Here is a 26,468-nt window from a genome sequence, read left to right on the forward strand (position 1 = left end):
ATTTGTATAGGTAGTAATATCGCTAAAAAAATGTGTTTCCTATTCCATTTCATTAGCGTAAAAATAGGAAATCAAAATAGAAGTTGACTGGTTATTAACAAGATAATAACAATTTTGTTTACAATAATTGTCAACAAATTAAAGTTTAATATTTATGGTTAACATCAACCTAAAAAAGTACATTTGTGATAATGGAAAAAACGAACACGATAGCAGGAAAAAAGATTGATAAATCCAAAATCATTAGCCTTGAAAAAGGTAAAATTCCACCACAGGCAGTAGAATTAGAAGAAGCTGTTTTGGGTGCAATGATGATTGATAAAAAAGGGATTGATGATGTAATTGATGTGTTAAGTGCAGAAGCTTTTTATGAAACTAAACATCAAGAAATATATGCAGCAATTTATGAATTGTTTCAAAATTCTGAACCAATTGATATCTTAACAGTATCTAATTTATTAAAGAAAAATGGAAAATTAGAATTTGTTGGTGGCGATTTTTATCTAATTAAACTTACTCAAAAAGTAGCTTCTTCTGCGCATATTGAATTCCATGCTAGAATTATTTTACAAAAATTTATACAACGAAGATTAATTTCTATTTCAAGTGAAATTATTGAAAATGCATATGATGAAGGTTCAGATGTTTTTGATTTATTAGATGATGCTGAGGCCAAACTTTTTGAAGTTACTCAAGGTAACTTAAAGAAAAGTTCAGAAGATGCAGGTTCACTTGTAAAACAAGCTTTACAGAAAATTCAAGAAATTGGTAACCAAGAAGGTATGTCTGGTTTAGCTACTGGTTTTACAAAATTAGATGCCTTAACTTCTGGTTGGCAACCTTCAGATTTAGTAATTATTGCAGCAAGACCAGGTATGGGGAAAACTGCATTTGTAATTTCTATGGCAAAAAATATGGCTATAGACTTTAATCATGGAGTTGCTGTTTTTTCTTTGGAAATGTCTTCCGTTCAGTTAATAACACGTATGATTTCTTCTGAAACAGGTTTAACATCAGAAAAATTAAGGAAAGGTAATTTAGAACCTCATGAATGGGAACAATTAAATGTTAAAGTAAAACGTTTATCTGATGCGCCAATTTTTATAGATGATACTCCATCTCTTTCTGTATTCGATTTACGTGCAAAAGCAAGACGTTTGGTATCGCAACACAATGTTAGAATTTTAGTAATTGATTATTTACAATTAATGACTGCTGGAGGAAAAGCAGGAGGAAATCGTGAACAAGAAATCTCGATGATTTCTAGAAACTTAAAAGCCTTAGCAAAAGAATTGTCTGTGCCAGTAATTGCATTATCTCAGTTATCTAGGGCAGTAGAAACACGTGGAGGATCTAAAAGACCACTTTTATCAGATTTACGTGAATCTGGAGCCATTGAGCAAGATGCAGATATTGTAAGTTTCATTTTTAGACCAGAATATTATGGAATGACAGAATGGGATGATGATGAACACACACCTTGTGAAGGACAAGGAGAATTTATTGTGGCAAAGCACAGAAATGGTGGTTTAGATAATATTCGTTTAAAATTTACTGGGCATTTAGCAAAATTCTCAGATTTAGAAGAAGGTTTTAGTTCAGAATTCCAATCTTCTATGAACAATCCTTTCGATGATGATACTACTATAAATCAAAGAATAGAGCCAAAAGATGCTTTTGGTGATGATGGAGATGATGTGCCATTTTAACTATTAAAGATTTTATAAAATTATAGAAATACACAATTGCATAAAAGTAATTGTGTATTTTAGTTTTTAATATGAGAAAAAACTATTTTTTATTTTTTGTTTTATTAATTTCAACTTCAACTTGGGCATCTTTTATTTATGTGCCTATGGATCACGATAATCAGAAAAATCATTTAAAAGCTTATGGAATTGTATATTTTGGTTTAGAGGCAGGTTTAAAATCGAAATGGTTATTGAATTACGACGGAGGCGCATTTTTAATCGAAAATAACAAAGCCATAGAAAATGAGTGTAAAATTAGAGGAGTTTCTTATCAAATTGTTTCTGATGCAAAAGCGCAATTAATTTTACAAGAAATTTCTTCACCTTCATCAAATCAAGAAGCAGTAACTTTAGAGAAAGCACCTAAAATTGCAGTTTATTCACCTTTGGATAAAATGCCTTGGGATGATGCTGTTACAATGGTGTTAACTTATGCAGAAATTCCTTTTGATGTTATTTATGATAAAGATGTTTTAGCTGATAAGTTATTAATTTATGAATGGCTGCATTTACATCATGAAGATTTTACAGGTCAATATGGTAAATTTTATGGTTCTTTTAGAGCTGCACCATGGTATGTAAAAGGAAAACAAAATGCAGAAAAATTGGCTAAAGAATTAGGTTACAACAAAGTATCCGAAGAAAAATTAGCTGTTGCAAAAAAAATACGAGATTATGTTGTTGGTGGTGGTTTTATGTTTGCAATGTGTTCTGCAACAGATAGTTTTGATATTGCTTTGTCTGCAGAAGGTGTAGATATTGCAGAAGCTATGTTTGATGGTGATGCTACAACACCAAATTATCAATCTAAAATAAATTTCAATAAAACTTTTGCTTTTACTAATTTCGAATTAGAAAGAAGTCCGACAAAATATGAGTTTTCTTCAATAGATATGACTCGTAAACGAAGAATACCAAAAACTTCAGACTATTTTTCTTTGATAGAATTTTCTGCAAAATGGGATCCTGTACCAACAATGTTAACGCAAAATCATACCATTTTAGTAAAAGGTTTTATGGGGCAAACAACTTCTTTTGATAGAAATACAGTAAAATCTAATGTGTTGGTTTTAGGTGAAAATAAAACGAACAGAGAAGCAAGATACATTCACGGCACAAAAGGAAAAGGAATGTTTACGTTTTACGGAGGCCATGACCCAGAAGATTATACACATAGAGTAGGAGATCCAAAAACGGAATTAGATTTGCATCCAACTTCGCCTGGTTATCGTTTAATTTTGAATAATGTGTTATTTCCAGCAGCAAAAAAGAAGAAACAAAAAACTTAGGCTGTTTTTCTTTTATTCAGTTCTTTAATGTAATATGATGGTTTAAAACCTGTTTTTTTATAGAAAGCATTAGCAAATGATTCAGCTGTATTAAAACCTACTTCGTTTGCTATGGCTTTAATGGTATATTTTCTTATGAGTTCATTTTTATCTAAAATTTCTATGGCATAAGCTATCCTTAAATCCTTTAGGTAATTAGAGAAATTTTTATTTTTATAATGATTTATTATTTTAGATAAGTAATTTGTATTTGTCTTTAATTTGATAGCAAAATCATTTAAAGTTAGACTTGTATTGGTGAATCCTTTCTTTTTTTCAAACTTTTCTAAACCATTTAAAATATTTTCTATAATTTCTTTAGGTATTAATAATTCTTGTTTTTCTATAATATTTATTTTTTTTAAGCTAGCCTTTTTAGAATTTAAGATTTTTTCAAAACGTTTTTTTAATATTATACGCTTTCTAATTTGATAAGCCAATATCAAAATAATAATAAAAGTAAAAGCTATTGAAAAATATATTATTTTTTGTGATCTGTCTTTTAATTGACCAATTACAGCTTCTTTTTCCGCTTTTAATTTAGGTATATCATACTCTTCTGTAAAGGTTTTAGAAAGTTTTTTACTTCTCGTATTTAGTATACTATCAACTTTTAGTAGTTTTTCTATATATAATAATTGATTTGATAATTCATTTTTATTCTTGTAATAATTAATTAAAAAAGCATAACTACTTTTTTGAGACTTATATGTAACATTTGTCTTTTGATATAAAGAATCTATTTTTAAATTATACAGAACTGCTTTATCTTGATTCCCTAATTTCGCATATGATTTGGCTATTTTTGAGTAGGCATTTGATAAACTTCTATGGTTGCTATCACTATTAATCCACTTTAGTGATTTCAAAATGCTATTAATTGCACTTTTGTACTTTTTCTCTGCATAAAAGATATGTCCCTTTCCATGAAGAGAATATCCAATCATAATACTATCTCTTATAATATTGGCATATTTATTTGCTTTAGTATTAAAAATTCTAGCAGAGTCATATTTTTTTTCAGATATATATGAGTTGGTAAGATTAATTAATAATGCACAATACTCTGTTGTTTCTCTATATTTAGATTGATTATTATAAAAATTATATACTTCTAATCTTATTTTTTTAGCTTTAACAAATTGCTTGTTTTCAAATTTTAAACTGGCTATTCTATCTTTAATCCTATATTTTAAACTATCATTTCTGTATAAATTACTGTATTTTAAGGCTAAAATATAATTCTTTAAAGATTCATTATTTTTCCCATTAATTATATAATGTCTCCCTTTATCTACATATAAAAGAGTAGGAAACATTTTTGTAGGCATTTTACTAGTTTCTATAATTAAATTATCTAAAAATTGTAAGTAGATAGTGTCATCTTTTAGGATTTCTCCTAAAAATTCATACCCAATAATCTTATAAATAGTATCATTTTCTAAAGTTGCTTTTTGTAAAAATCTATCTGCGTAATTTTTTGCTTTTATAGTGTCTGTGAATTTATACTCATAATATTTTTCAGAAAGATATTCGTAAGTCGAATCTAGTTCAGAAAAATTAGAATTTTGTGAATTGAGGGATAAAGAAAAAAGAATAATAAAGTAAATAATATTCTTAAAAGCTAAACTTTTTTTCATAGCAACAAAAATAATATATTTTTTTTCATTTATGGTCGAAAAGCTAGATATATAAAAGGCTTTATACTTTTTTTTAAAAGCCGAAATTCATAAATATAGACCATACTATGTTTTTTGTTCTGTCTTAAAATAAGAGATTTGAATACAGAAAAAGAGTTTTGTTCTTAATTAAGAAAAATTAACAATTTTAATTTTTTCTTTTGGGAAAATAACTGTGAAAAAGATATTAACAAAACTCTTTTCTTTTTTTATTACTAAATCAAAATTGTTTTGTTAATTGAAACTAAAAAAATTACTTTTGCCATCAATAAACAATACACAATATGCCAAATACTCAAGAATTAAAAGATTTTACACAACAAGTACGTAGAGATATATTAAGAATGGTTCATAAAGTAAATTCTGGTCATCCAGGAGGTTCTTTAGGCTGTGCTGAGTTTTTTACTTGTTTGTATCAAGAAGTAATGGATTATTCTACAGATTTTACAATGGATGGTAAAAACGAAGATTTATTTTTTCTATCTAATGGTCATATTTCTCCTGTTTATTATAGTGTTTTGGCACATAGTGGCTTTTTTCCTGTAGAAGAACTAAATACTTTTAGATTAATAGACTCTCGTTTACAAGGCCACCCAACTACACACGAAGGTTTAGAAGGTATTAGAATTGCTTCTGGTTCTTTAGGACAAGGAATGTCTGTAGCTTTAGGTGCTGCAGAAGCAAAAAAGTTAAATGGAGATGATAAATTAATTTATTCTTTACATGGTGATGGTGAGTTACAAGAAGGGCAAAACTGGGAAGCAATTATGTATGCATCAGCTAAAAAAGTTGATAATTTAATTGCAACTATCGATTTAAACGGAAAACAAATTGACGGTGCTACAGATGATGTTTTACCCATGGGAAGCATTAAAGCAAAATTTGAAGCCTTTGGTTGGGATGTAATAGAAGTTAAAGAAGGTAATGATATTGATGCTATTTTAGCAGGTTTAGCAGAAGCAAAAGCATTAACAGGTAAAGGAAAACCAGTTTGTATTTTATTAGAAACAATGATGGGTAATGGAGTAGACTTTATGATGCATACGCATGCATGGCATGGTAAAGCACCAAGTGATGAGCAGTTAGAGAATGCTTTGGCTCAGAACCCTGCAACTTTGGGAGATTATTAAAAAAAACTAAGTTTTTAAATATTTAAAAAGCTTTTCAAATTATTTGAGAAGCTTTTTTTATGAAATCATTTAGAAACGAACTGTAATATTAGACTTATATTTACGACTTTCTTATCAAAATAAAATAAATGAAAATAGGTATTGTTTGTTATCCAACTTTTGGAGGAAGTGGAGTAGTGGCAACAGAGTTAGGAATGGCTTTGGCAGATAAAGGTCATGAGGTTCATTTTATAACTTATAATCAACCAGTTCGTTTAGATTATTTATCGCATAAATTACATTTTCATAGAGTTTTAGTAGAAGAATATCCTTTATTTCAATATCAACCTTATGAGTTAGCGCTATCAACAAAAATGGTAGAGGTTGTTAAAAAATACGATTTAGAAGTTTTACACGTACACTATGCAATTCCGCATGCATATGCAGCATATATGGCAAAACAAATGCTAAAAGAAAAAGGAATTTATGTAAAAGTTGTTACCACTTTGCATGGAACAGATATAACTTTAGTGGGGAGTCATCCTACTTATAAAACGGCAGTTGAGTTTAGCATTAATAATTCTGATGTAGTTACTGCAGTTTCTAATAATTTAAAAGAAACGACAAACGAACTTTTTAATATCAATAAAAAAATACAAGTTGTTTATAATTTTATTGATATAGAAAAATATAGCAAAGCAGAAGATGATGAATGCCAAAGAGGAGCTTTAGCACAACCCAATGAGAGAATTTTAACTCATATAAGTAATTTTAGACCAGTAAAAAGGGTAGAAGATGTAATTAAGGTTTTTTATGAGGTACAAAAAGAAATACCTGCTAAATTATTAATGATTGGTGAAGGGCCAGAAAGAAAAAAAGCAGAACTCTTAACTAAAAAACTAGGAATAAGAAATAAAGTATTCTTTCTAGGAAATAGTACAGAAATCGATAAAATTTTATGTTATTCAGATGTGTTTTTATTACCATCGGAAACAGAAAGTTTTGGTTTGGCTGCTTTAGAAGCAATGGCTGCAAAAAATGCAGTTATTTCTACAAATACAGGAGGTTTACCAGAAGTAAATTTACATGGAGAAACAGGTTTTTTAAGTAATTTAGGTGATGTAGAAGATATGGCTAAAAATGCGATTTCTATTTTAAAAGATGATGATATTTTAGAGTGTTTTAAGTTAAACGCAAGAGAATTTACCAAGCGTTTTTCTTTACAAAATATACTACCAGTTTATGAAGATATTTATAAGTCTTGTTATAAAAGCGAGGTTTAATAAAGCATAAAAAAACTCAAAATCAATGATTTTGAGTTTTTTACTTCACTTTTCTTTTCACTTCAACATCCCATCTACATTTTTTCTTCTTACAAGCAATTTTCTTATTTTCCGAAAAGACCTCCTAGCATTCCACCAATTCCACCAGATTGTTTGTTACTACCACCTAAAAGCATACCAGCAACGTCATCAACAACACTACCATCACCATCAGCATCTAAAACTTTTTCAAGAAAGCTTTGATCATTAGAAGCAGAACTACCACCTAATAAACCTCCTAAAAGGCCTGTTAAATCTCCAGAAGAACTTACATTTTGTTCTTTCTTTTGTTTACCTAAAACACCCATTAAAATTGGAGCAGCAACTTTTAAAATGTTACCTACAGAACCAGCATCAATACCTGCTTTTTGTCCAATTACTTGCTCAACACCATTTTGTTTAGCTCCTAAGATATGCCCTAAAATTCCTGCTCCATCTTGTTTAACACTTTCATCTACACCACCACCACCAAATAAACTACCTAGGTTGTCTAAAATACTTCCATCGTGTTTATTTGCCAAAGCTCCCATTAATCCTTCTGCACCTTCTGGAGTTGCAGCATTTCTTTCCATAGCCTTCATTAACACAGGTAATCCCATAGTTAAAACACTACTTGTTTTGTTAGAATCGTTACCTGTAGAGCCTGCTACACCTGATACAATCTGCTTTCCTAAATCACTATTTAATAAATCTAATATTCCTGCCATTTTTATGTTTTTAATAATTAATTAATCAGTTCACTAAAAATATGACACAATATAATAATAAAGTCACTTTATTTTTAAATATTTTTTTATCTTTCAGCTTATTTTTTAATTTTTAAACAACTTAATGAAGAAACTCGCTTTACATTGGAAGATTTTAATTGGAATGGTATTAGGAATCATTTTTGGTTTTGTTATGAATTCTGTTGATGGTGGTAAAGATTTTGTAACAGATTGGATTAAACCTTTTGGAACTATTTTTATCAATCTTTTAAAATTAATTGCAGTACCACTTATTTTAGCCTCTTTAATTAAAGGAATATCAGACTTAAAAGATATTTCTAAAATTAAAAAAATGGGTCTTAGAACAATGGTAATTTATATGATGACCACACTGGTTGCCATTATTATTGGTTTGGGAATTGTAAATGTGGTAAAACCAGGGGCAGGTATGTCTCAAGATACTATAGAAAAAATTAAAGTTAAATACGAAACTTCTTCTGGAGTTGTAGATAAACTTACAAAGGCATCTGCACAAAATGATGCAGGACCTTTACAAGCATTAGTAGATATTTTTCCAAGTAATATCTTTACTTCTTTAGGTGATGCTAAAATGTTACAAATTATCTTTTTTGCACTTTTTGTTGGTATCTCTTTATTATTAATACCAGAAAAAAAAGCAAAACCATTAATGAACTTTTTCGATTCTTTGAATGAAGTTGTTATGAAAATGGTAGATTTAATTATGCTTTTTGCACCTTATGCAGTTTTTGCATTGTTAGCAAATGTTATTATTGCTTTCGATGATACCGAAATTTTATTAAAACTATTAGTTTACGCACTTTGTGTAGTTGGTGGATTAGTTTTAATGATTGGTTTCTATTTACTTTTAATAAGTGTATACACCAAAAAATCGCCTATTTGGTTTTTAAAACAAATTAGCCCTGCGCAATTATTAGCATTTTCTACAAGTTCTAGTGCTGCAACATTACCAGTAACTATGGAAAGGGTAGAAGAACATTTAGGTGTAGATAAAGAAGTTTCTGGTTTTGTATTACCTGTTGGTGCCACTATAAATATGGATGGTACAAGTTTATACCAAGCCATTGCAGCTGTTTTTATTATGCAAGTAATTTGGCCAGAAGGCTTAACGTTTTCTAATCAATTAATTATTGTAGCAACTGCATTATTAGCTTCAATTGGTTCTGCAGCTGTGCCAAGTGCTGGTATGGTAATGCTAGTAATTGTATTAGAATCTATTGGTTTTCCTGCTGAATTATTACCAATTGGTTTGGCATTAATTTTTGCTGTAGATAGACCTTTAGATATGTGCAGAACTACTGTAAATGTTACTGGTGATGCTACTGTTTCTATGATTGTTGCAAAATCTTTAGACAAATTACACGATCCTAAACCTAAAAATTGGGATGATAATTACGATGCTGTAAAATAATAAATATTACTTTTTATTAATTGATTAAGTAGTGTTAAACTGAGATTTAATAAAGTCTTTTTTATAAATTATGTCTTTAAAAATAGATAAACCTTTAGTTTCTGTAGATTGGTTATTTCATCATTTAAATGATGAAAAACTAATTGTTTTAGATGCAACTTTACCAAAAGTAACTGCTAAAAAAGAGACTGAAATAGAAGAAAAATATCAAATTGAAAATGCTATTTTTTTTGATATTAAAAAGGTTTTTTCTGATGTAAATGCTCCTTTTCCAAACACAGTTTTATCAGCAAAAGAATTTGAAGAAAAAGCGCAAAATTTAGGTATAAACAAAGATAGTTGTATTGTAGTTTATGATGATTTAGGGATTTATTCATCACCCAGAGTTTGGTGGTTATTTCAATTAATGGGTTTTACAAATATTGCAGTTTTGGATGGTGGTTTTCCTGAATGGAAATTGAAAGAATATCCAACAGAAAAACCTATGAATCATCAGTTTAAAAAAGGTGATTTTTCTGCTGATTATCAACCTGAAAAAGTAAAGTTTACTGAAGATGTTTTGGCTGCGATCAACAATAAAAATCTTTTAATTGCTGATGCAAGGTCTAAAGGAAGATTTTATGCGACTGCTTCAGAACCAAGAGCAGATGTTAAAGGTGGTCATATACCAAATTCTGTGAGTTTGCCTTTTTCTGATGTATTATTGAATGGAAAACTAAAATCGGAATCAGAATTAAAATCAATTTTTAAAACAATAAATCCAGAGAATAAAGAATTTATATTTTCTTGTGGAACAGGAATAACAGCTTCGGTTTTAGCTTTAGGAGCAGAAATTGCAGGTTATAAAAATCACGCTGTTTATGATGGCTCTTGGACAGAATGGGGTTCTACAAAAGATTTACCAATAGAAAAATAATGAAAAACTTAGATTGGACAAAAAAGGAATTTGAAGCTTATGTGCTTTTGTATGCTGCACATTGCAATTTTTTTGAGTCAGAAGAAGAAGAAAAATACATTTTATCTAGAGTAGATAAAACTACATATCATAAAATTCACACAGAAGTTGTTGTTGATTCTGATGAGCATAACTTGAATAAAATTCAACAATATTTATCAGAAAATAAATTTACTCAAAACGAAAAAGACGATTTAATTAGAGATATTAAAAACGTCTTTTTTGCTGATGGTTCTGTAGATGTTATCGAGAAAAAAGTATTTAATATTTTAAAGAAAATTATCGATTAGTTTATTCTAATCCTTTTTTCTTTGGATTCCAGAAAGGTTTAGTTTTAATATTTTTTGTGTTCCAGTTTAATTCTTTTCTAAAATATTGATTTAAAGCAATACAGACTCTACTATCTCCAGCAATATAAACCATTTTGTTGCCTTTCATTTTAGGTACAATTTGTTTGATAATTATTAGAATATCATCAATACTATTTTGTTTTAAAGAATGAAAATTAAATGGTTTATTATTATTTATATCTGCAAATAGATGGTTTAAATTTTCACTATAAATTAAACTTTCCACTTGTTTTTCTTTGGGTAAATATCTGCTTAAAATATATAAGTGAGATAAAGCAGACAAATCTCCAATCATTAAATAACTATCCGCAGAATTATCAATTAAAAAGTTACCTTTTTTCCATTTAAAATAAACAGTTTCATTTTCTTTACAATTTGCAACCCATTTAGAACCAATTCCATTACTTTCTGTTGCTATTGCTAAATCTAAAGTTCCATTGCTTTTATCAATATCCCAAACACTGTAACTTCTTACTTTATCTTTCATTGATAACTCATCATTACCAATGCCAATACCTAAACGTAAAAAATAACCAGGTGTAAAATCTATTTTCTTAAAACTCTCACTTTTAAGTTTAATTTTATAAACTGAAGGAGTTATTTTTTCTTTTTGATGAATAATAGCTTCATCCAAAACTACTTTTTTTAATATATTTTCTAATAAACTCATTTTAAAACTATTAATAGATAGGAAATTTGATTTAATCTATTTCATTAATCCTTTAAATTTTTCAATTTCCCTACCTTTTGTGTTAAAATATTATTGAACTAAATTCTGATTTTAAAATAAACTAATCAAAAGAATTAACATCTTTAACACGTAAAAAAGCCTCATATATAGAATATGAGACTTTAATAATATGATTAGAATTAAAATGTTTCTACTTTAATCTTTCTAATAAAAGTTCTGCAACTAGTTCTGAAGAAGCAGGATTTTGACCTGTAATTAATAAACCATCTTCTACTGCATAAGCATTCCAATCTGCTTTTTTAGAGTAGATTCCGCCATTTTCTTTAAGCATATCTTCTACTAAAAACGGAACTACAGTTGTTAATTGTACAGCTTCTTCTTCAGTGTTTGTAAATCCAGTTACTTTTTTACCATCAACTAAAAAACTACCATCTGCTTTTTTAGTATTTTTAAAAATTGCAGGAGCGTGACAAACAGCAGCAACAGTTTTATTGTTGTTGTAAAAACTTTCTATTAAGCTAATTGAATTTTTATCTTCAGCTAAATCCCATAAAGGTCCGTGTCCACCTGGATAAAATACTGCATCAAAATCTTCTTGATTTATATTTTCTAATTTTACAGTTTTCGATAGGATTTCTTTTGTTTCTGCATCATTATTAAATCTTACAGTTGCAGGAGTTTGAAAATCTGGTTCATTACTTTTAGGATCAATTGGAGGTTGCCCACCTTTAGGAGAAGCAATTGTAATTGCAATACCTTTATCTTTTAATAAATAATATGGTGCAGCGAATTCTTCTATCCAAAATCCTGTTTTTTCTCCTGTTGTACCTAATTCATCGTGACTAGTTAATACAAATAATACGTTTTTCATTTTAGTGCTTTTTTCTGTGTTATTACTTAAGTTTTCATCAACAGATTTATTTTCTTTTGTGTTTTTTGCACAAGCAGATAATAAAACTATGGCAATAATTATTGCTGATATTTTTTTCATTTTTAATCATTTTGTTTTGATAGAACAAAAGTATTAACAAACGAAACACTAAAAATTGATGTATGGTAATAAATTAATTATGCGCTATTTCTTTTCTAATTCTACTTAAACTTTCTGTAGTTATTCCTAAATAAGAAGCAATATGAAAGTTTTTTACATTCTGCTCTATATTAGGGTAAGTAGTTATAAATGAAAGGTATCTTTCTTTGGCTGATTGCGATAAAGTTGCCAAAATTCTTTTTTGAAAACTTGTAAAAGCTCTTTCCATTTTTTTTCTGAAAAAGGTTTCTAATTGAGGAATCTCTCTGTACAAAATTTCCATGTGCTCTTTCGATATTTTATACAAAGTAGCATCTTGTATAGTTTCTATATACATTATTGCTTTTGTAGTGGTAAAAAATGCGGTGTAATCGCTAATCCACCAATCGTTTATGGCAAATTGTAAAGTGTGTTCTTTACCAGAATTATCTATATAATAAGTTCTTAAACATCCATCAAAAACATAATATTGATTAAAAACTGTATCCCCCGCTTTTAGAATTGTTGTCCCTTTTTTTAAAGTAAGTTTCTCTAACTTAATTTCAATACTCTTTTTTTCATCCGAAGAAAAAGAAACATCTTTAAAAATTTTTGATAGTATTGATGTATTAAGTGTCATACGATATGTGTGTGTTTTTGAAGAGAATATCATTATAATATAAAAATAAAAAAAGTCTCATAAAAATGAGACTTTCAAATATCGTTTAAAAAATAAATTATTCTTTTACTTCTGGTTCTTTAACACCTAATTTAGCCATAACTAATTTAGTGATGTCATATTTTTCATCTACATACGCAAACTCATTACCTGCAACTGTTAAAATATGAGTGTAACCATTTTCTTTTACAACTACTTTAATAGCGTCGCTTAATTTTTTATACAAAGGTCTCATTAATTCGTTTTGTTTTAACTGCATTAATTTTTTACCATTTGCTTGATATTGGTTTATATTTTGCTCTAAACCAGATAGTTCTTTAAGAACTGTTTTTTTCATTAAATCACCCATTTCTTTCTCTTTTTCTTTATAATCTGCAACTTTATCTTGGAACTCTTTCATTTTAATTGAAAAAGATGAATCTAGTTTTGTACCATACTCTTGTGTCTTTTTAATAACAATTTTTGCTTCTGGCATTATATTTATAATATAATCGCTATTTATTGTACCAGTTTTGGTTTGAGCAATAGATAAAGTACTAATAAAGGCAATAAAAAGAACTGTAATTTTTAATTTCATAATTTTAATTTTGTGAGAAACAAAGATATAAAAGCGAATGATTTATGAAAATGAGATTTTAATAAAAAACGTTAAAATTTATTTATTTAGATTTCTGATAGTTTATCGTAATCATAATTGTTGCTAATAGATGATTTTGCATCTTTTAAAAGGTTTTCTATTTCAGTGTCAATAATTTGTAATTTCTCTTTATCAGAAGTATAGTTTTTTAAATCTTTTAGAAATTGAAGCAATTTTTTTACGATAATTACATCGTGTTTTGTGTAATTTCTTAAAGACGCCATGACTTTGTAAATCAAATCTTTAAAGGTTATAATATCTAAAAGAATAATGCAATTATTTTCGTGAAAAATAAAATCATTTTCTTGTTTTTGTATTCTTAATTTAAAGAGTTCGTGCAAATAGTCAATAGCGTAACTTGCTGTTCCAGGATCATTTATTCCTGGAGACATTGCTTTTAATGCAATTTCTTTTAAGTGTTTAAATGCAATTAAATAATTATCTTCTATAAATTCTTCATTAGAAAAATCGAAGGCTTTATATATTTTTTCGATTGTTTTTTCGTCTAAATCTTTTTCGGTTTTAAATAAAATTTCATCTTTAAAACAAAGTGAACCTTTTTTAGAAATTACGTGAAGTTTGCAATCGTTATCTAAAGCTACTTTTTTAAGAATGTTTAAAGAAACATCTTGAAAATAATTTGTTTCTTTTACCTTAAATGATTTCCAGTTAGAACTATCTGAAAACTCAAATTCTTCATTCTCTTCGAGTTCAAGAAGTTTTTCTAGTTTTTTCTTAGCTTTTGTACCAATTCTATTCATTATAAATTCTATCTGTATTTCTTGAGAAATAGAATGAATAAAATAAATAAAGGCACCTAAAGAACATACCATAAAAACAATACTCAGTAACACAGAAAAACCAGGAACTTGGTATTTACTGCCTGTAGGTTCTATAAAAACCAAAATAAATATGCAGTATAAAATGGTAGCTAAATAAATACCTAAAATTATCTGATGTTTTCTATTAGAAATTAAACCAGGCAACAATCTAGGAGAAAAATTACTTGAAGCTTGATTTAATAAAATCATTACCATAGAAAAGCTAAACACCATTATAGATATTAAACCTCCAATAAATGAACTTAAAATTACTCTTGCAGTTTCTATATTATTGATAACCAAACCTGGTAAAAAATCAACCAAATATTTAGAAATACCTTTATTTTCGGCAAACATCATTAGATAAGCAAATAGTGCACCTGCAATAGATATAATTGTAGGAAAGAAAGCTATTTTATCTTTTAAATGATATATTTTTCTAAATATCTGTAAAAATTTATCCTTCATTAATAATGTTTTCTTCTATAGTTTTTATGATTTGGTTGCTATCCGTTTTGTAATCGAACCATAAAGTTTTTTCATCTTTTTTAAACCAAGTTATTTGTCTTTTTGCAAAACGTCTAGTATTTTTTTTGATTTCAGAAATGGCAAATTCTTTGGTAAAATCATCATCAAAATAAGAAAATAACTCTCTATAACCTACAGTTTGTAATGCATTTAAATTTTTATATTCAAATAATTCTTTGGCTTCTTCTAACAAACCGTTTTTAATCATTAAATCTACTCTTTGGTTAATTCTGCTATAAATAATTTCTCTATTTGCTGTTAAACCTACTTTTATACTATTAAAATTTCTTGATTCTTTAGGTTTGTTTTTAAAAGTAGAGTAGGGTGTATTTGTACCAATACAAATTTCTAAAGCTCTCATTATTCTATGAGGATTCTCGATTGCAATAGTATTGTAAGTTTCAATATCTAAATCCTTTAATTTTTCTTGTAAAGATTCAATTCCTTTTTCTTCTAGTTCTTTGGTTAAATCTATTCTGATTTGTTTATCAACTTCAGGAAAATAATCTAGACCTTTTAAAACAGCATCTACATATAAACCACTACCACCAACCATAATTTGCACAGAGTTTTCAATAAACAAATCATCTAATTTGGCTAAAGCATCTCTTTCGAATTGCCCCACATTATAATCATTAAAAATACTTCTATTTTGTATAAAATGATGATTTGCTGCTGCTAGTTCTTCAGGTTCTGGTACTGCTGTTCCAATGGTCATTTCTTTATAAAACTGTCTAGAATCGCAAGAAATAATATCACTTTTAAAATGATTTGCCAATTTTATACTTAAAGCAGTTTTACCAATTGCTGTTGGCCCAACAATTGTAATTAAGGTGTTTTTGTGTTGTATCATTCGTTTAAAATACTACCACAATTATAACAAAAAGTGGCATTTTCTTTATGATTATCTTTTAAACAATTTGGGCAAGATTGTGTATTTGTATGATGTTCGTTAGCGGTTTTTGTCATTTCAGAACTTACAATTCCTGTGGGTATTGCAATAATAGAATACCCTAAAATCATAATTACACTTGCAATTAATTGTCCTAAGGGAGTTTGTGGTGCAATATCTCCAAAACCAACTGTAGTAAGCGTAACTATTGCCCAATAAATACTTTTTGGGATGTTAGTAAAACCATTTTCTGCACCTTCTATCATATACATTACTGTTCCTAAAATAATACAAACAATTAAAACAAAAAATAAAAAAACTGCAATTTTAGCTCTACTTGCTTTTAATGCTAAAAGTAATTTGTTAGATGCACCTATATATCTTGCTAATTTTAAGATTCTAAAAACTCTTAACAATCGTAATGCTCTTAAAGCCACTAAACCTTGTGAGCCAGCAAAAATAAAAGATATGTAAATTGGTATGGTAGATAAAAAATCGATAATACCGTAAAAACTAAAAATATATTTAAAAGGTTTTTTAATAGAAATTATTCTTAAAATATACTCAAAACTAAATAAAATGGTAATAATCCATTCGCCAACATATAAGGCATTATGGTATTTAGCATCAAAATTTTCTACACTTTCTAGCATAACCAATATAATACTAGCAATAATGGCAACTAGTAAAATAACGTCAAATAGTTTTCCTTTGGGTGTATCTGCCTCATAAATTATTTCATGAAGTCGAAATTTCCAGGATGCTTTTTTAGTAGATTTCTTCAAATTTTATTTAAATTTCTAATACAATACTACAAATATTTAGTGGATTTATAATTTTTTTTACCTCATTTTTCTCTTTGTTTACAAGGAATTTGATTTTTTTTTGAAAAAAAACAAACTTTTTTAAAACCGTACTTACAATTACCTCGTATGTATATGTGAGATTCAATTAATATAACTTAAAAACTCACACAATGAAAAAAACAAAAATTTTAGTAGTAACCGTTTTCGCAGCGATTATCGGTTTAATTACAATTGCAGCAGATCATATTGATGCTCCTGCAGTAAGCGGATCATCAGCAGACATTACAGACTTTTATGCTTTTGAAGGAGAAGATAGTAACAATTTAGTATTTGTTGCAAATGTGCAAGGATTATTAAGCCCTTCAGCAACTACTGCAGCTTCTTTTAGTGAAAATGTTATGGTAGAATTTAATATTGATACTAATGATGATAAAGTAGAGGATTTAGTGATACAAGCTATTCCAAGAGATGGTAAAATGTATTTCTTTGGCCCATATTCACCAACAACAACAGGATTAAATAGTACAATTAATGAAATGGCAACAAAATCTGAAGTAGCAATTTCATCTTCTTCTGCAATTGTTGCGAACCAAAATGGGATGAAATTTTTTGCAGGACCAAGAGATGATCCTTTCTTTATGGATTTTGCACAATATGGAGAAATTATAGGTGGTAATGCAACTGGATTCAACAGTCCTGGTTCAGATACTTTTGCAGGTACAAACGTAATGTCTATAGTTGTAGAAGTGCCTAAAAGTGAAATAGGTGGTTCTGGTACAATTAATACTTGGGTAGAAGCAAAATCTAAACAATAATAAACTAACTAACAATTTAAAATATACAAATATGAAAATTTTTAAAATAAAATATATAGCAATCGCAGTTGCATCACTACTAATGGTAAGCTGTAATAATGATGATAATATGATGGAGGAAACTTCAATTGATTTTTCTGGAACTTTTGTGCAAAAAGATCAAATGGGTAGACCAGCTGTAAACACAGTATTTGTTTCTTCTGATAGTAAAGACGCTTTTAATACTACTATACCATCTCAGCAAGGAGCAATGTTTCAATCTATGTTTCAGACTAATTTAACAGGTTTAAGTCCTGCTTATGCAAATGATGGAGATACAAATGCATTAGGTTTAGACGCTGCAACTTTTACAGGTTTATTAGCTACAGACGTTTTAAATGTTTCTTTAGATGGTACCACAACTTTTTATGATGGTACAAATGTTTTAACAGGTAGAGCTTTAGCAGATGATGTAATTACTGTAGAATTATTATTGATTTTTGGTGGAGAAGATTTTTCTGAAAACCCTAGTTTATCTAATGATAATGTAGATTCAAATGATAAAGAATTTTCAGATTCTTTTCCATATTTAGCTTCACCTTGGTAAAAACTAAAAATTTCAACTAATTGTTCCCCCATATTTGTTCCCCCGCAAATTCCCCCAAGCAATTAAAAAGAAATTACCCCTAATAGAACACTGGCGTATATAAAATACGCCAGTTATTAAAAACCAACTTAAAACTACAAATCATGAAATACATCCAACTTATTTTAATATTTGTAACTTTTTCTATCACAATTAGTTGCAAAACAAGCCAAACCAAACAAATTACAAACCCAGAAGAATATAAAGCTTATTTAGAAGTAGATAAAAATATGGACTTAGATAATGCCAATAAAGAATTAAACTTCTGGAGTAATAAACTTGCTAAAACACCAAATCAATACCCTTATTATTCTAAAATTGCTAGTGCTAATTCTCAATTATTTAAGTTAACAGGTAATATTAATCAACTAAAAAAAGCTGAAGAAAGTTTATTAGTAGCTAACCAAAAAACTAATTTTAATAACGCTGGTTATTTAAGAGGTTTGGCTAGAAATTATGTTTCTCAACATCTTTTTCAAGAAGCTTTAGAACTACTTTTAAAAGCAGAAAAAAACGGAGAAAATTTAACTCAAACGCATTTTATGTTAGTAGATGTTTATTTAGAATTAGGCGATTATGATAAAGTAGATCAATATTTATCCGAAGTAAAAAACCTTAACAATTTCGATTATTTAATAAGATTGTCTAAGTACAATGATCATTTAGGAAATTTAGATAATGCTATTAAATATTTAGAGAGTTCTTTAAAAATTGCAAAATCAACCAAAAACGAAACATTAATTCAGTGGAATTACACAAATCTTGCAGATTATTATGGTCATTCAGGTAGAATAGAAGATTCTTATAAAGCTTATTTAAATGCTTTAGCTATTAATCCTAATAACTGTTATGCAAAAAAAGGAATTGCATGGATTGTGTATTCTTATGAAAGAAATCCAGAAGAAGCTTTAAGAATTTTAGATGCAATACAAAAAGAAAACACCTCTCCTGATTACTTCTTGTTAAAGTCAGAAATTGCAGATTTTATGGGGAATATTGCAGAAAAAGAAAGGCAAACTAAAAAATATTTAGCATCTGTTTCAGATGATAAATATGGAGCTATGTATGCAAAATACAATGTAATTTTATTTGCTGATAATGCCGATAAAAAGAAAGAAGCAATAGAAATTGCCCAACAAGAAGTTTTGGAGAGACCAACAACACAATCTTACGATTTATTAGCTTGGGCTTATTACAAAAACGGAGAATCTAAAAAAGCTTTAGAAATTAGCGAGAACTTTGTAATAGGTAAAACTTTTGAGCCAGAAGCATTATTACACACAGCACATATTTTAAAACAAAATGATAAAATTCTAGAAGCTAGAAAATTGAAAAAAGAATTATTAGAAAGTGTTTATGAGTTAGGTCCATTAACAGAAAATGAGATAAAAAACATTTAAATTCGCGAAAATTTTTTAATTATGAGATATAGAATAATCTTTATTTTACTTTTTACTTTCAGTTTGCAAGCTGTAGCTCAAACTATAAAAGGGCAAATTGTAGACCCTTTTAATGAACCTTTAGAGAATGTTTATGTTGTAAATGAAGTATCAAATATACATACACATACCAATGAAAATGGAAATTTTACTTTAGATAAAACAGCCGTAAATAGTAGCATTCAAGTAAGTATACTTGGATACCAAAAAAAGACCATAAAAGTAATGCCAGAACATTTAAAAAATGGTATTACCATCATTTTAAAAACGAAAACTTTTCAATTAGAAGAAATGGTTTTGCGTAAAGAAATTAATGCTTTGCAAACCATTGCAAGAGTAGACTTACAATTAAATCCTGTAAATAACTCACAAGAAATTTTAAGAAAAGTACCGGGTTTATTTATTGGTCAGCATGCTGGAGGAGGAAAAGCAGAACAGATTTTTTTAAGAGGTTTTGATATAGATCATGGAACAGATATTACACTTTCTGTTGATGGTATGCCAATTAATATGGTTTCTCATGCACATGGTCAAGGCTATTCTGATTTACATTTTGTAATACCAGAAACCATTAAAAACATTGATTTTGGTAAAGGACCTTATTATGCAAACCAAGGTGATTTTAACACAGCGGGTTATGTAAATTTTGCAACAAAAACAGCCATCAACAAAAATATGGTTTCTGTTGGTTATGGAGATTTTAACTCAATTAGAACTGTTGCAATGTTCAATTTACTAGAAAATGCTAAAAACGATGATGCTTATGTAGCTCTAGAATATATTGAGTTTGATGGTCCTTTTGAGTCTCCACAGAATTTTAATAGACTAAATTTATTTGCAAAATACAATACGTTTTTAAATGGTAAAGACAAATTAACGGTTTCAGCCTCACATTTTACAAGTGCTTGGGATGCTTCTGGACAAATACCAGAAAGAGAAGTTGCTAATGGTAATATTTCACGTTTTGGTGCTATAGATGATACAGAAGGTGGTTTTACATCTAGATCTAATATAAATGTTCAGTTACAGAAAACTTTAGAGGATGCATCTATTTTTAAAGCAAATGCATTTTATACAAATTATAATTTTGAGTTGTATTCTAACTTTACTTTTTTCTTAGAGGATGCTATAAATGGAGATCAAATAAAGCAATTTGAAGATAGAAATATTTATGGGATGAATGCAAAAATCATCTCAGAAAAAGAGTATGGAAATGTAGAAGCAAAATTTACGAAAGGTTTAGGTTTACGTTTCGATAATATTAAAGACAATGAATTATCGCACACAAAAAATAGAAGCGAATTGTTAAATAGAATTCAGTTTGGAGACGTACAACAAACCAATGCTTATGCTTTTTTTAACTCTGAATTTGAGTTTGGTAATTTAAAAGTTTCACCAGCATTAAGGTTCGATTATTTTAAGTTTTTATACAATGATAATTTAAGTTCAACTTATGAAACATTAAGTAAAACCAAGGCAATCGTAAATCCGAAGTTAAATTTTTTATACACTCAAAATGATAATTTACAATGGTTTTTAAAATCAGGAATTGGTTTTCATTCTAATGATGCAAGAGTTGTTTTACAGCATAATGCTGATAAAGTTTTACCAAGAGCTTATGGTGTAGATTTGGGTAATGTATGGAAACCAAGTAAAAATTTGGTTTTAAATACAGCACTTTGGTATTTGCTTTCAGAAGAAGAATTTGTGTATGTAGGTGATGCAGGTATTGTAGAACCTTCTGGGAAATCTGAACGTTTAGGAGTAGATTTAGGAATAAGATATCAATTAACAGATAATATTTATTTTGATACTGATGCAACTTATACAAAAGCAAAAAGTTTAGAAAATATAGTTGGAGAAGATTACATTCCTCTAGCACCGAATTTTACGATGTCTGGAGGAATATCTTTTTCGAATCTTGGAAAATTTTCAGGTGGCTTAAGATATAGATATTTAGGAGATAGAGCTGCAAATGAAGATAATAGCATAATTGCAGAAGGTTATTTTGTAAGTGATTTAAATGTTAATTACAAAGTAAATGATATAACCTTTGGTGTAGCTGTAGAGAACCTTTTTGATGTAGCTTGGAATGAGACACAATTTGCAACAGAAAGTAGATTGCAAAATGAAGCAAATTCTGTAGAAGAAATACATTTTACACCTGGAACACCATTTTTCGCAAAAGCAACAATTACATATCAATTTTAGTATGATATAATTAAGAATTAATAAAGTAAGATCTTAGAAAATATATAAAGAATAATAGAAGGAAATTAACCTATTTTTTGGTTAGTTTAGTTGGATGGAAGTGCCTGTTACTTCATTGTAATGGGCATTTTTTAAACTTATAAAAATATAAATTAAGTTTGGTTGATTTGATTTTAGATGAAATGCCTATTACAATTTGTAATAGGCATTTTTAATTGGTAAGTATTTGTTAAGAAGGTAAACTTTCTTTTATCAATTCCTTATTTATTGCAGCACCAGCTATTGTACCAGAAGATGTTGCTAAAGAAACAGCTCTAAAAGGAGATGTATTATCACCAGCAGCATAAACGCCTTTAATATTTGTTTTTTGAAAAAAATCGACTTCAATATGTCCAGGTTCTGTGGTTTTACATCCTAATTCTAAAGGTATTTTACAATGCTGATCAAAAGGAACTCTAGAAAAAATAGCATCAATATTAGTTTTAGAACCATTTTTAAAAGAAATGTTTTCAATGCTACCATCAGTATGAATGATTTCTTCAATTTCTTTTTCAATAACTTCAATATTTAATTTTGATATCATATTACTTTGCTCTTCTGTTAATACTGATTTCCCATTAGTAAATAATGTTAATTTATTAGACCAATTTTGGATAAGTGTACAAAGTTCAAAAGCTGTTTTTCCATTAGCAATAATGCCTAAATTTTTATGAGCAACTTCATAACCATGGCAATAAGGACAATGTAAAATACTTATTCCCCAGCATTCAGTAAATCCTTTTATATTTGGCATTATATCTTTAACACCAGTTGTAAAAAGTACTTTTTTAGCTTTAATATTTTTAATTGAATTTGTATTAACTAAAAAAACATCAGTTGTTTTTGTTGTTGTAATAGCTAAATCATTCAAAAATTCTACTGTATCGTATTTTAGCACCTGATTTTTAGCCTTTTCAAAAATATCTTTTGGTGTAGCACCATCTTGTGTAATAAAGTTATGTGAATGTGGTGTTTGTATGTTACAAGGTTTACCACTATCAATAATTAAAACCGTTCTTAAAGATCTACCTAATGCCATTGCAGCAGATAAACCAGCATAACTACCACCAATTATTACTACATCATATTCTTTTTTATCATTCATTATTTTGATTTTAAATAATATTACAGAAGTTTTCTACTTCATTGAAAATAAAAGACTTCTTTATTTTTGGTAAAAGTATGTAAAATCAAACTTACTGCAACTTGGTTGCAATAAGTTTTTTTGATAAGAAATATTATTAAATCTATTTATAGATGATTAAAGTTAAAATTTAAAAAGTAAAATTGATAATACTTAACTTAAGAAGATACTGCACCTAACGTATACAATTGCTCTAAAGTAGGAGAGAGGCTACCACCTGCAGGCTCTAAAGTAATACCAAAGGCTTCAGATTCGTTTGCATTTGTAATTGTAAATATTTTATTAGCATCAGCAGTAAAAGAATCTAAAGTACCCAGACTTGTTGGAGTTAAAGGACTTAGTTTTAAAGACCAAACTTGGTAAACTTTTCCTTTTGGTGGTTCTGGTAATCCTTTAGCATCTAAATAAATAGAGTTTGTTTTTTTATCCCAATATACTTTAGCATACGATGTTGGCGAAACCGTTTGCCCAGCTAAAGGCACAGAAATGATGTCTTTGTCTCTAAATATTTCAATTAATTTTTCTGCAGCAGCTAAATTAGTGGATGCACTATCAATTTGTGCTTCTAGTAATTCTTTTTCAGAAACCAATTGACTTTTTAGTTTGTTATTTTGTAATACTGATAAAATTAAGGTTGAACCCAATATAAAAGCAGCTGCCCAACCTAAATATTGTTTCCAATTTGATGTTGGTTTCGAAATTGGTATCACCTTAGGATCATCAACATTTAGTTGATTTTTTATGTCATCAAATAGATAAGCATCATCTTTTTTAGCTAAAGCTGTTAATTGAATAATTGCATTTTCTATGGATTCTACTTCTGCTAAAACATCAGGATATTTTTGCATAGCTTCATATACTTCCTGATTTTCTTTTTCAGAAAGTGAACCTGCAACATAAAGTTCCAAAATTCCAGATGCTATATAATCTTTACTATTCATTTTTTATACGCCTAACATTGTGCGCAATTCGCCAATGCAAGCTCTATTTCTAGTTTTTATGGTACCCAAAGGTATTTCTAATTCTTCTGATGCTTCTTTTTGTGTAAAACCTTTAAAATATAATAATTCAATAACTGCTTTACAGGTATCACCTAATTTTGTAACAAATTCTTTTAAACCAATTGTATTTGTAGATTTATCTAAATTACTACTGGTTTCTAATATATCTACGAAAAAATCTGCATTAAGGTTTTGTTTAGACTGTTTAAACTTTTTAGAACGTGTATAATCTATGGCTGCATTTCGTGCAATATTTAGTAACCATGTAAAAAAACGGCCTTTTTTAGCAGAATAAGTATCTGCTTTGTTCCAGGCTTTTATAAATACATCTTGGGTAATTTCTTGAGTAACATCATCATTCTTAACAATATTATTTACAACTCCAGAAATACTGTCACAATATATATTGTATAGTTTTTCATAGGCTTTAATGTCCTTTTGTTGAAATTGTAAAATTAATTGTTCTTGAGTCATAAATAATACTAAAAGCTAAAATAGCATAAAATTAATAAGGAGAAATAATTTATAGGCTATTTCTTCTCTAAAGTGATATATGAGTTTTCAGCTATTACAATTTGATTAAAAAACTCTTTTAAAGCAAAATATTCTTCTGATGTATAAATGCTTTTATTAAGGTTTATTCTCGTATATAAATTTATGATATTCTCCTTTTTAACTATTTTTAAAACGAATAAACCTCCATTGTTTGGAAGAGAAATAGCGACTTCTTTAGGTAATTGTGTTATTTTGTAAGAATCAGGAATCTCTAAACTCAAAGAAAAATTATTTTTACTTGCGTAACCAAAATCTACAGGATAATATCTTTCTTTTAAAGTAAATGGGTTTTCTTTCATTCTATCAAAAAAGAAAGGGTTTATTCTTGTTTTTTTACTTAAATCTTCTCCCATCATTATATTTATAGCATAAATTTCTTGCAATGGTTTATCTAATTCATCAAGAAAATTAACTCTATAATTATCTACTTCTACATCTGGGTTTTCTTCTTCAAATTCTTCTAAATAATCATCTTCAGTTAAAAGATTTAATTTTTCTCTTTGCTTTTTTGCAGAATACCCTCGTTTTTTAATCAGTAAATTACCCGAGAACTCTCCATCTTCACTTAAAGTTAATTTGGCAGTTACATTATTAGTAGATTTAAACCTAGGTTTTAAAGTTACCCAACTACTTTCTTTTTTATAATTGATAACTCTTGCTTCTCCGTTTAAAGTTCTAATAGGAACCTCACCAAAAGGTAAATATTTATCAGTAGCATCTAAAAAATATTCTTTTTCGTTTATTGTTGCTTTTATAATAACATAGTTATAATCAAAAATTACGGGATAAAGCTTTGTTGGAACTCCGTTTTTTCTGGTAGAAAGTATAACCAAATCTGCTTGAATTTCTGCAGCAATTAAAGCATTGTATAAAGACAAATTAATTTCACCAGCACTACCAACTTTGTTATCGAAAGCTTTTTTTACTTTTTCATCTTCATTATTCCAGTATTTATCATTCCAAGTGTAATGATTTTGTATAAATGTGTAAATACCTTTTGCTTTTTCTAAATTATTTTCTAGTGTTAAAATTTCTTCTGGTATTCTCTTTTTAAAAAAGCTTTTTTTAGAAGTTTGATTGTTTAAAAATATTTTTTTTAATTTTTTGTCTGCTTCTTTCCAAGTGGTGGTATATTTTTCTATTACTCCTCTTGGACTTGTATAGGTTTCTAAATCAAAAGAAATACGAGACATATAATTCTTTTTACTTAACATATAATCTTCTTCTTTAAAAGCGGGTATATCATTTATACCAAAAGAATAAATTCTACAAGATCCTGGTCCTAAACCTTCTATATCAATACAATTTTTTTTAATAGAAGAATCGTTTTTATCTAGTTTTAAAAAGCCTACAATTCTAATGTTATATTTGTAATTTCCAAGAATTGCTGCATCAAATTCACTTTTAATTTTCGGAATATCAGCTTGAAAATTCCAATCTGAAATACCAGAATATGGCGAAATAATACTGTAAGAATATTCAATTACTGAACCTTCTTTTATGTTTGGTAAAGTAAAACGATGTGTTGTCCAATATTCGTTTTCATTTACTACAAAAATTTTATCTTTAGCTAAATGTGTTCTGTTTAAAGAACCAATTTCAGAACTATTGTATGTTATTGCTTTTATATTTAAAACTTTTTTTTCTTTATATAGTTCTAGAGTAATATCAGCCAAATCAAAAGCAGATTTATCTAATATTTTTATTCTAAAATAATAATCTGTTCTTGTCTTATAATCATTCTTTGGATCTAAATAAACATTAGCATGTTCATACAAAACAACAGCAGCTGCAGTAGAATCTTTATCGTAAGTTTTCATTTTTAATTCACCTAATGTAGTTTGCCCCATTTTAGATGATTTTTCTGCTTGAGCATTTACTATTATTGTAGCAATTAATAATAGAATTAGAGGTATTTTTTTCAT

The 26,468-nt window shown here is 28.1% G+C and carries 24 protein-coding genes; 11 read left to right on the forward strand and 13 right to left on the reverse strand.

The annotated features are described in order from the left end of the window. The first annotated feature begins 191 nt into the window (after window positions 1–191). Window positions 192–1,709 (forward strand): replicative DNA helicase, encoded by a 1,518-nt coding sequence (dnaB, locus tag BW723_RS13065; RefSeq protein ID WP_068360235.1) that lies wholly within the window; start codon window positions 192–194, stop codon window positions 1,707–1,709. A gap of 71 nt (window positions 1,710–1,780) precedes the next feature. Further along, window positions 1,781–3,040 carry an asparagine synthetase B gene (locus BW723_RS13070; protein ID WP_175335409.1) on the forward strand — a complete coding sequence of 420 codons (1,260 nt, stop codon included), beginning with the start codon at window positions 1,781–1,783 and terminating at the stop codon, window positions 3,038–3,040. Here the strand turns inward: BW723_RS13070 and BW723_RS13075 are convergent. Next, complete coding sequence (locus BW723_RS13075) at window positions 3,037–4,719, reverse strand: helix-turn-helix domain-containing protein (protein ID WP_068360231.1); 1,683 nt, start codon at window positions 4,717–4,719, stop codon at window positions 3,037–3,039. The genes BW723_RS13070 and BW723_RS13075 overlap by 4 nt on opposite strands. A gap of 323 nt (window positions 4,720–5,042) precedes the next feature. Here BW723_RS13075 and BW723_RS13080 point away from each other — a divergent pair, with 323 nt between their 5' ends. Next, window positions 5,043–5,888 carry a transketolase gene (locus tag BW723_RS13080; protein ID WP_068360227.1) on the forward strand — a complete coding sequence of 282 codons (846 nt, stop codon included), beginning with the start codon at window positions 5,043–5,045 and terminating at the stop codon, window positions 5,886–5,888. Between the two features lie 128 nt (window positions 5,889–6,016). Continuing rightward, entirely contained in the window at window positions 6,017–7,150 is a 1,134-nt protein-coding gene (gene bshA / locus BW723_RS13085; protein WP_068360224.1) for an N-acetyl-alpha-D-glucosaminyl L-malate synthase BshA, read from the forward strand. Window positions 7,151–7,254: 104 nt separating this feature from the next. Here the strand turns inward: bshA and BW723_RS13090 are convergent, their stop codons facing one another. Then, window positions 7,255–7,896 carry a DUF937 domain-containing protein gene (locus tag BW723_RS13090; protein ID WP_068360220.1) on the reverse strand — a complete coding sequence of 214 codons (642 nt, stop codon included), beginning with the start codon at window positions 7,894–7,896 and terminating at the stop codon, window positions 7,255–7,257. Between the two features lie 124 nt (window positions 7,897–8,020). Here BW723_RS13090 and BW723_RS13095 point away from each other — a divergent pair, with 124 nt between their 5' ends. The 3 genes from BW723_RS13095 (at window position 8,021) to BW723_RS13105 (ending at window position 10,591) form a co-directional block, all read left to right on the forward strand. Then, window positions 8,021–9,346, forward strand: coding sequence for a dicarboxylate/amino acid:cation symporter (locus tag BW723_RS13095; RefSeq protein ID WP_068360216.1), 1,326 nt, complete (start codon window positions 8,021–8,023; stop codon window positions 9,344–9,346). A 70-nt stretch (window positions 9,347–9,416) separates the two neighbouring features. Further along, the gene (locus tag BW723_RS13100; protein ID WP_068360215.1) at window positions 9,417–10,262 is read left to right on the forward strand and encodes a sulfurtransferase; all 846 of its coding nucleotides are present in this window, start codon (window positions 9,417–9,419) and stop codon (window positions 10,260–10,262) included. Further along, on the forward strand, window positions 10,262–10,591 hold the full coding sequence (locus BW723_RS13105; protein ID WP_139059104.1) for a hypothetical protein: 330 nt from the start codon (window positions 10,262–10,264) through the stop codon (window positions 10,589–10,591). Before BW723_RS13100 ends, BW723_RS13105 begins: the two co-directional genes overlap by 1 nt. 1 nt (window position 10,592) lies before the next feature. Here the strand turns inward: BW723_RS13105 and BW723_RS13110 are convergent, their stop codons facing one another. The 7 genes from BW723_RS13110 to BW723_RS13140 form a co-directional block, all read right to left on the reverse strand. Beyond that, complete coding sequence (locus BW723_RS13110; protein ID WP_068360211.1) at window positions 10,593–11,321, reverse strand: siderophore-interacting protein; 729 nt, start codon at window positions 11,319–11,321, stop codon at window positions 10,593–10,595. Between the two features lie 211 nt (window positions 11,322–11,532). Then, the gene (locus BW723_RS13115) at window positions 11,533–12,333 is read right to left on the reverse strand and encodes a type 1 glutamine amidotransferase domain-containing protein (RefSeq protein WP_068360209.1); all 801 of its coding nucleotides are present in this window, start codon (window positions 12,331–12,333) and stop codon (window positions 11,533–11,535) included. Window positions 12,334–12,406: 73 nt separating this feature from the next. After that, a complete protein-coding gene (locus BW723_RS13120) occupies window positions 12,407–12,991 on the reverse strand; it encodes a Crp/Fnr family transcriptional regulator (RefSeq protein WP_068360207.1) in 585 nt (194 codons plus the stop codon). A gap of 97 nt (window positions 12,992–13,088) precedes the next feature. Next, complete coding sequence (locus tag BW723_RS13125) at window positions 13,089–13,607, reverse strand: OmpH/Skp family outer membrane protein (RefSeq protein WP_175335408.1); 519 nt, start codon at window positions 13,605–13,607, stop codon at window positions 13,089–13,091. Window positions 13,608–13,693: 86 nt separating this feature from the next. Further along, entirely contained in the window at window positions 13,694–14,956 is a 1,263-nt protein-coding gene (locus BW723_RS13130) for a DUF2254 domain-containing protein (RefSeq protein WP_068360198.1), read from the reverse strand. Beyond that, window positions 14,946–15,869 (reverse strand): tRNA (adenosine(37)-N6)-dimethylallyltransferase MiaA, encoded by a 924-nt coding sequence (gene miaA / locus BW723_RS13135; RefSeq protein ID WP_068360191.1) that lies wholly within the window; start codon window positions 15,867–15,869, stop codon window positions 14,946–14,948. Before miaA ends, BW723_RS13130 begins: the two co-directional genes overlap by 11 nt. Beyond that, entirely contained in the window at window positions 15,866–16,693 is an 828-nt protein-coding gene (locus BW723_RS13140) for an ion transporter (RefSeq protein ID WP_068360190.1), read from the reverse strand. Before BW723_RS13140 ends, miaA begins: the two co-directional genes overlap by 4 nt. A gap of 191 nt (window positions 16,694–16,884) precedes the next feature. On the opposite strand from BW723_RS13140, the gene BW723_RS18065 reads away from it, so the two are divergent. The 4 genes from BW723_RS18065 to BW723_RS13160 all read left to right on the forward strand — a co-directional run bounded on the left by BW723_RS18065 (window position 16,885) and on the right by BW723_RS13160 (window position 21,804). Continuing rightward, window positions 16,885–17,529 (forward strand): DUF4331 family protein, encoded by a 645-nt coding sequence (locus BW723_RS18065; protein WP_068360188.1) that lies wholly within the window; start codon window positions 16,885–16,887, stop codon window positions 17,527–17,529. Between the two features lie 31 nt (window positions 17,530–17,560). Continuing rightward, window positions 17,561–18,115, forward strand: a complete 555-nt coding sequence (locus tag BW723_RS18070) for a DUF4331 family protein (RefSeq protein ID WP_068360186.1) — start codon at window positions 17,561–17,563, stop codon at window positions 18,113–18,115. 143 nt (window positions 18,116–18,258) lie between these two features. Further along, a complete protein-coding gene (locus tag BW723_RS13155; protein WP_068360185.1) occupies window positions 18,259–19,554 on the forward strand; it encodes a tetratricopeptide repeat protein in 1,296 nt (431 codons plus the stop codon). A gap of 21 nt (window positions 19,555–19,575) precedes the next feature. Then, on the forward strand, window positions 19,576–21,804 hold the full coding sequence (locus BW723_RS13160; protein WP_068360183.1) for a TonB-dependent receptor: 2,229 nt from the start codon (window positions 19,576–19,578) through the stop codon (window positions 21,802–21,804). 229 nt (window positions 21,805–22,033) lie between these two features. Here the strand turns inward: BW723_RS13160 and BW723_RS13165 are convergent, their stop codons facing one another. The 4 genes from BW723_RS13165 to BW723_RS13180 all read right to left on the reverse strand — a co-directional run bounded on the left by BW723_RS13165 (window position 22,034) and on the right by BW723_RS13180 (window position 26,468). Further along, window positions 22,034–22,948, reverse strand: coding sequence for an NAD(P)/FAD-dependent oxidoreductase (locus BW723_RS13165; protein WP_068360181.1), 915 nt, complete (start codon window positions 22,946–22,948; stop codon window positions 22,034–22,036). Window positions 22,949–23,145: 197 nt separating this feature from the next. Continuing rightward, the gene (locus tag BW723_RS13170; RefSeq protein WP_068360180.1) at window positions 23,146–23,928 is read right to left on the reverse strand and encodes an anti-sigma factor; all 783 of its coding nucleotides are present in this window, start codon (window positions 23,926–23,928) and stop codon (window positions 23,146–23,148) included. A gap of 3 nt (window positions 23,929–23,931) precedes the next feature. Continuing rightward, on the reverse strand, window positions 23,932–24,462 hold the full coding sequence (locus tag BW723_RS13175; protein ID WP_068360178.1) for an RNA polymerase sigma factor: 531 nt from the start codon (window positions 24,460–24,462) through the stop codon (window positions 23,932–23,934). A 56-nt stretch (window positions 24,463–24,518) separates the two neighbouring features. Then, the gene (locus tag BW723_RS13180; RefSeq protein ID WP_068360176.1) at window positions 24,519–26,468 is read right to left on the reverse strand and encodes a hypothetical protein; all 1,950 of its coding nucleotides are present in this window, start codon (window positions 26,466–26,468) and stop codon (window positions 24,519–24,521) included.

This window comes from Polaribacter reichenbachii (assembly GCF_001975665.1).
Taxonomy (GTDB): domain Bacteria; phylum Bacteroidota; class Bacteroidia; order Flavobacteriales; family Flavobacteriaceae; genus Polaribacter; species Polaribacter reichenbachii.

Bases quoted from the DNA above. Each gene is read 5' to 3' on its own strand.
- dnaB (WP_068360235.1), top strand. From the start codon at position 192: ATGGAAAAAACGAACACGATAGCAGGAAAAAAGATTGATAAATCCAAA.
- BW723_RS13070 (WP_175335409.1), top strand. From the start codon at position 1,781: ATGAGAAAAAACTATTTTTTATTTTTTGTTTTATTAATTTCAACTTCA.
- BW723_RS13075 (WP_068360231.1), bottom strand. From the start codon at position 4,719: ATGAAAAAAAGTTTAGCTTTTAAGAATATTATTTACTTTATTATTCTT.
- BW723_RS13080 (WP_068360227.1), top strand. From the start codon at position 5,043: ATGCCAAATACTCAAGAATTAAAAGATTTTACACAACAAGTACGTAGA.
- bshA (WP_068360224.1), top strand. From the start codon at position 6,017: ATGAAAATAGGTATTGTTTGTTATCCAACTTTTGGAGGAAGTGGAGTA.
- BW723_RS13090 (WP_068360220.1), bottom strand. From the start codon at position 7,896: ATGGCAGGAATATTAGATTTATTAAATAGTGATTTAGGAAAGCAGATT.
- BW723_RS13095 (WP_068360216.1), top strand. From the start codon at position 8,021: ATGAAGAAACTCGCTTTACATTGGAAGATTTTAATTGGAATGGTATTA.
- BW723_RS13100 (WP_068360215.1), top strand. From the start codon at position 9,417: ATGTCTTTAAAAATAGATAAACCTTTAGTTTCTGTAGATTGGTTATTT.
- BW723_RS13105 (WP_139059104.1), top strand. From the start codon at position 10,262: ATGAAAAACTTAGATTGGACAAAAAAGGAATTTGAAGCTTATGTGCTT.
- BW723_RS13110 (WP_068360211.1), bottom strand. From the start codon at position 11,321: ATGAGTTTATTAGAAAATATATTAAAAAAAGTAGTTTTGGATGAAGCT.
- BW723_RS13115 (WP_068360209.1), bottom strand. From the start codon at position 12,333: ATGAAAAAAATATCAGCAATAATTATTGCCATAGTTTTATTATCTGCT.
- BW723_RS13120 (WP_068360207.1), bottom strand. From the start codon at position 12,991: ATGACACTTAATACATCAATACTATCAAAAATTTTTAAAGATGTTTCT.
- BW723_RS13125 (WP_175335408.1), bottom strand. From the start codon at position 13,607: ATGAAATTAAAAATTACAGTTCTTTTTATTGCCTTTATTAGTACTTTA.
- BW723_RS13130 (WP_068360198.1), bottom strand. From the start codon at position 14,956: ATGAAGGATAAATTTTTACAGATATTTAGAAAAATATATCATTTAAAA.
- miaA (WP_068360191.1), bottom strand. From the start codon at position 15,869: ATGATACAACACAAAAACACCTTAATTACAATTGTTGGGCCAACAGCA.
- BW723_RS18065 (WP_068360188.1), top strand. From the start codon at position 16,885: ATGAAAAAAACAAAAATTTTAGTAGTAACCGTTTTCGCAGCGATTATC.
- BW723_RS18070 (WP_068360186.1), top strand. From the start codon at position 17,561: ATGAAAATTTTTAAAATAAAATATATAGCAATCGCAGTTGCATCACTA.
- BW723_RS13155 (WP_068360185.1), top strand. From the start codon at position 18,259: ATGAAATACATCCAACTTATTTTAATATTTGTAACTTTTTCTATCACA.
- BW723_RS13160 (WP_068360183.1), top strand. From the start codon at position 19,576: ATGAGATATAGAATAATCTTTATTTTACTTTTTACTTTCAGTTTGCAA.
- BW723_RS13165 (WP_068360181.1), bottom strand. From the start codon at position 22,948: ATGAATGATAAAAAAGAATATGATGTAGTAATAATTGGTGGTAGTTAT.
- BW723_RS13170 (WP_068360180.1), bottom strand. From the start codon at position 23,928: ATGAATAGTAAAGATTATATAGCATCTGGAATTTTGGAACTTTATGTT.
- BW723_RS13175 (WP_068360178.1), bottom strand. From the start codon at position 24,462: ATGACTCAAGAACAATTAATTTTACAATTTCAACAAAAGGACATTAAA.
- BW723_RS13180 (WP_068360176.1), bottom strand. From the start codon at position 26,468: ATGAAAAAAATACCTCTAATTCTATTATTAATTGCTACAATAATAGTA.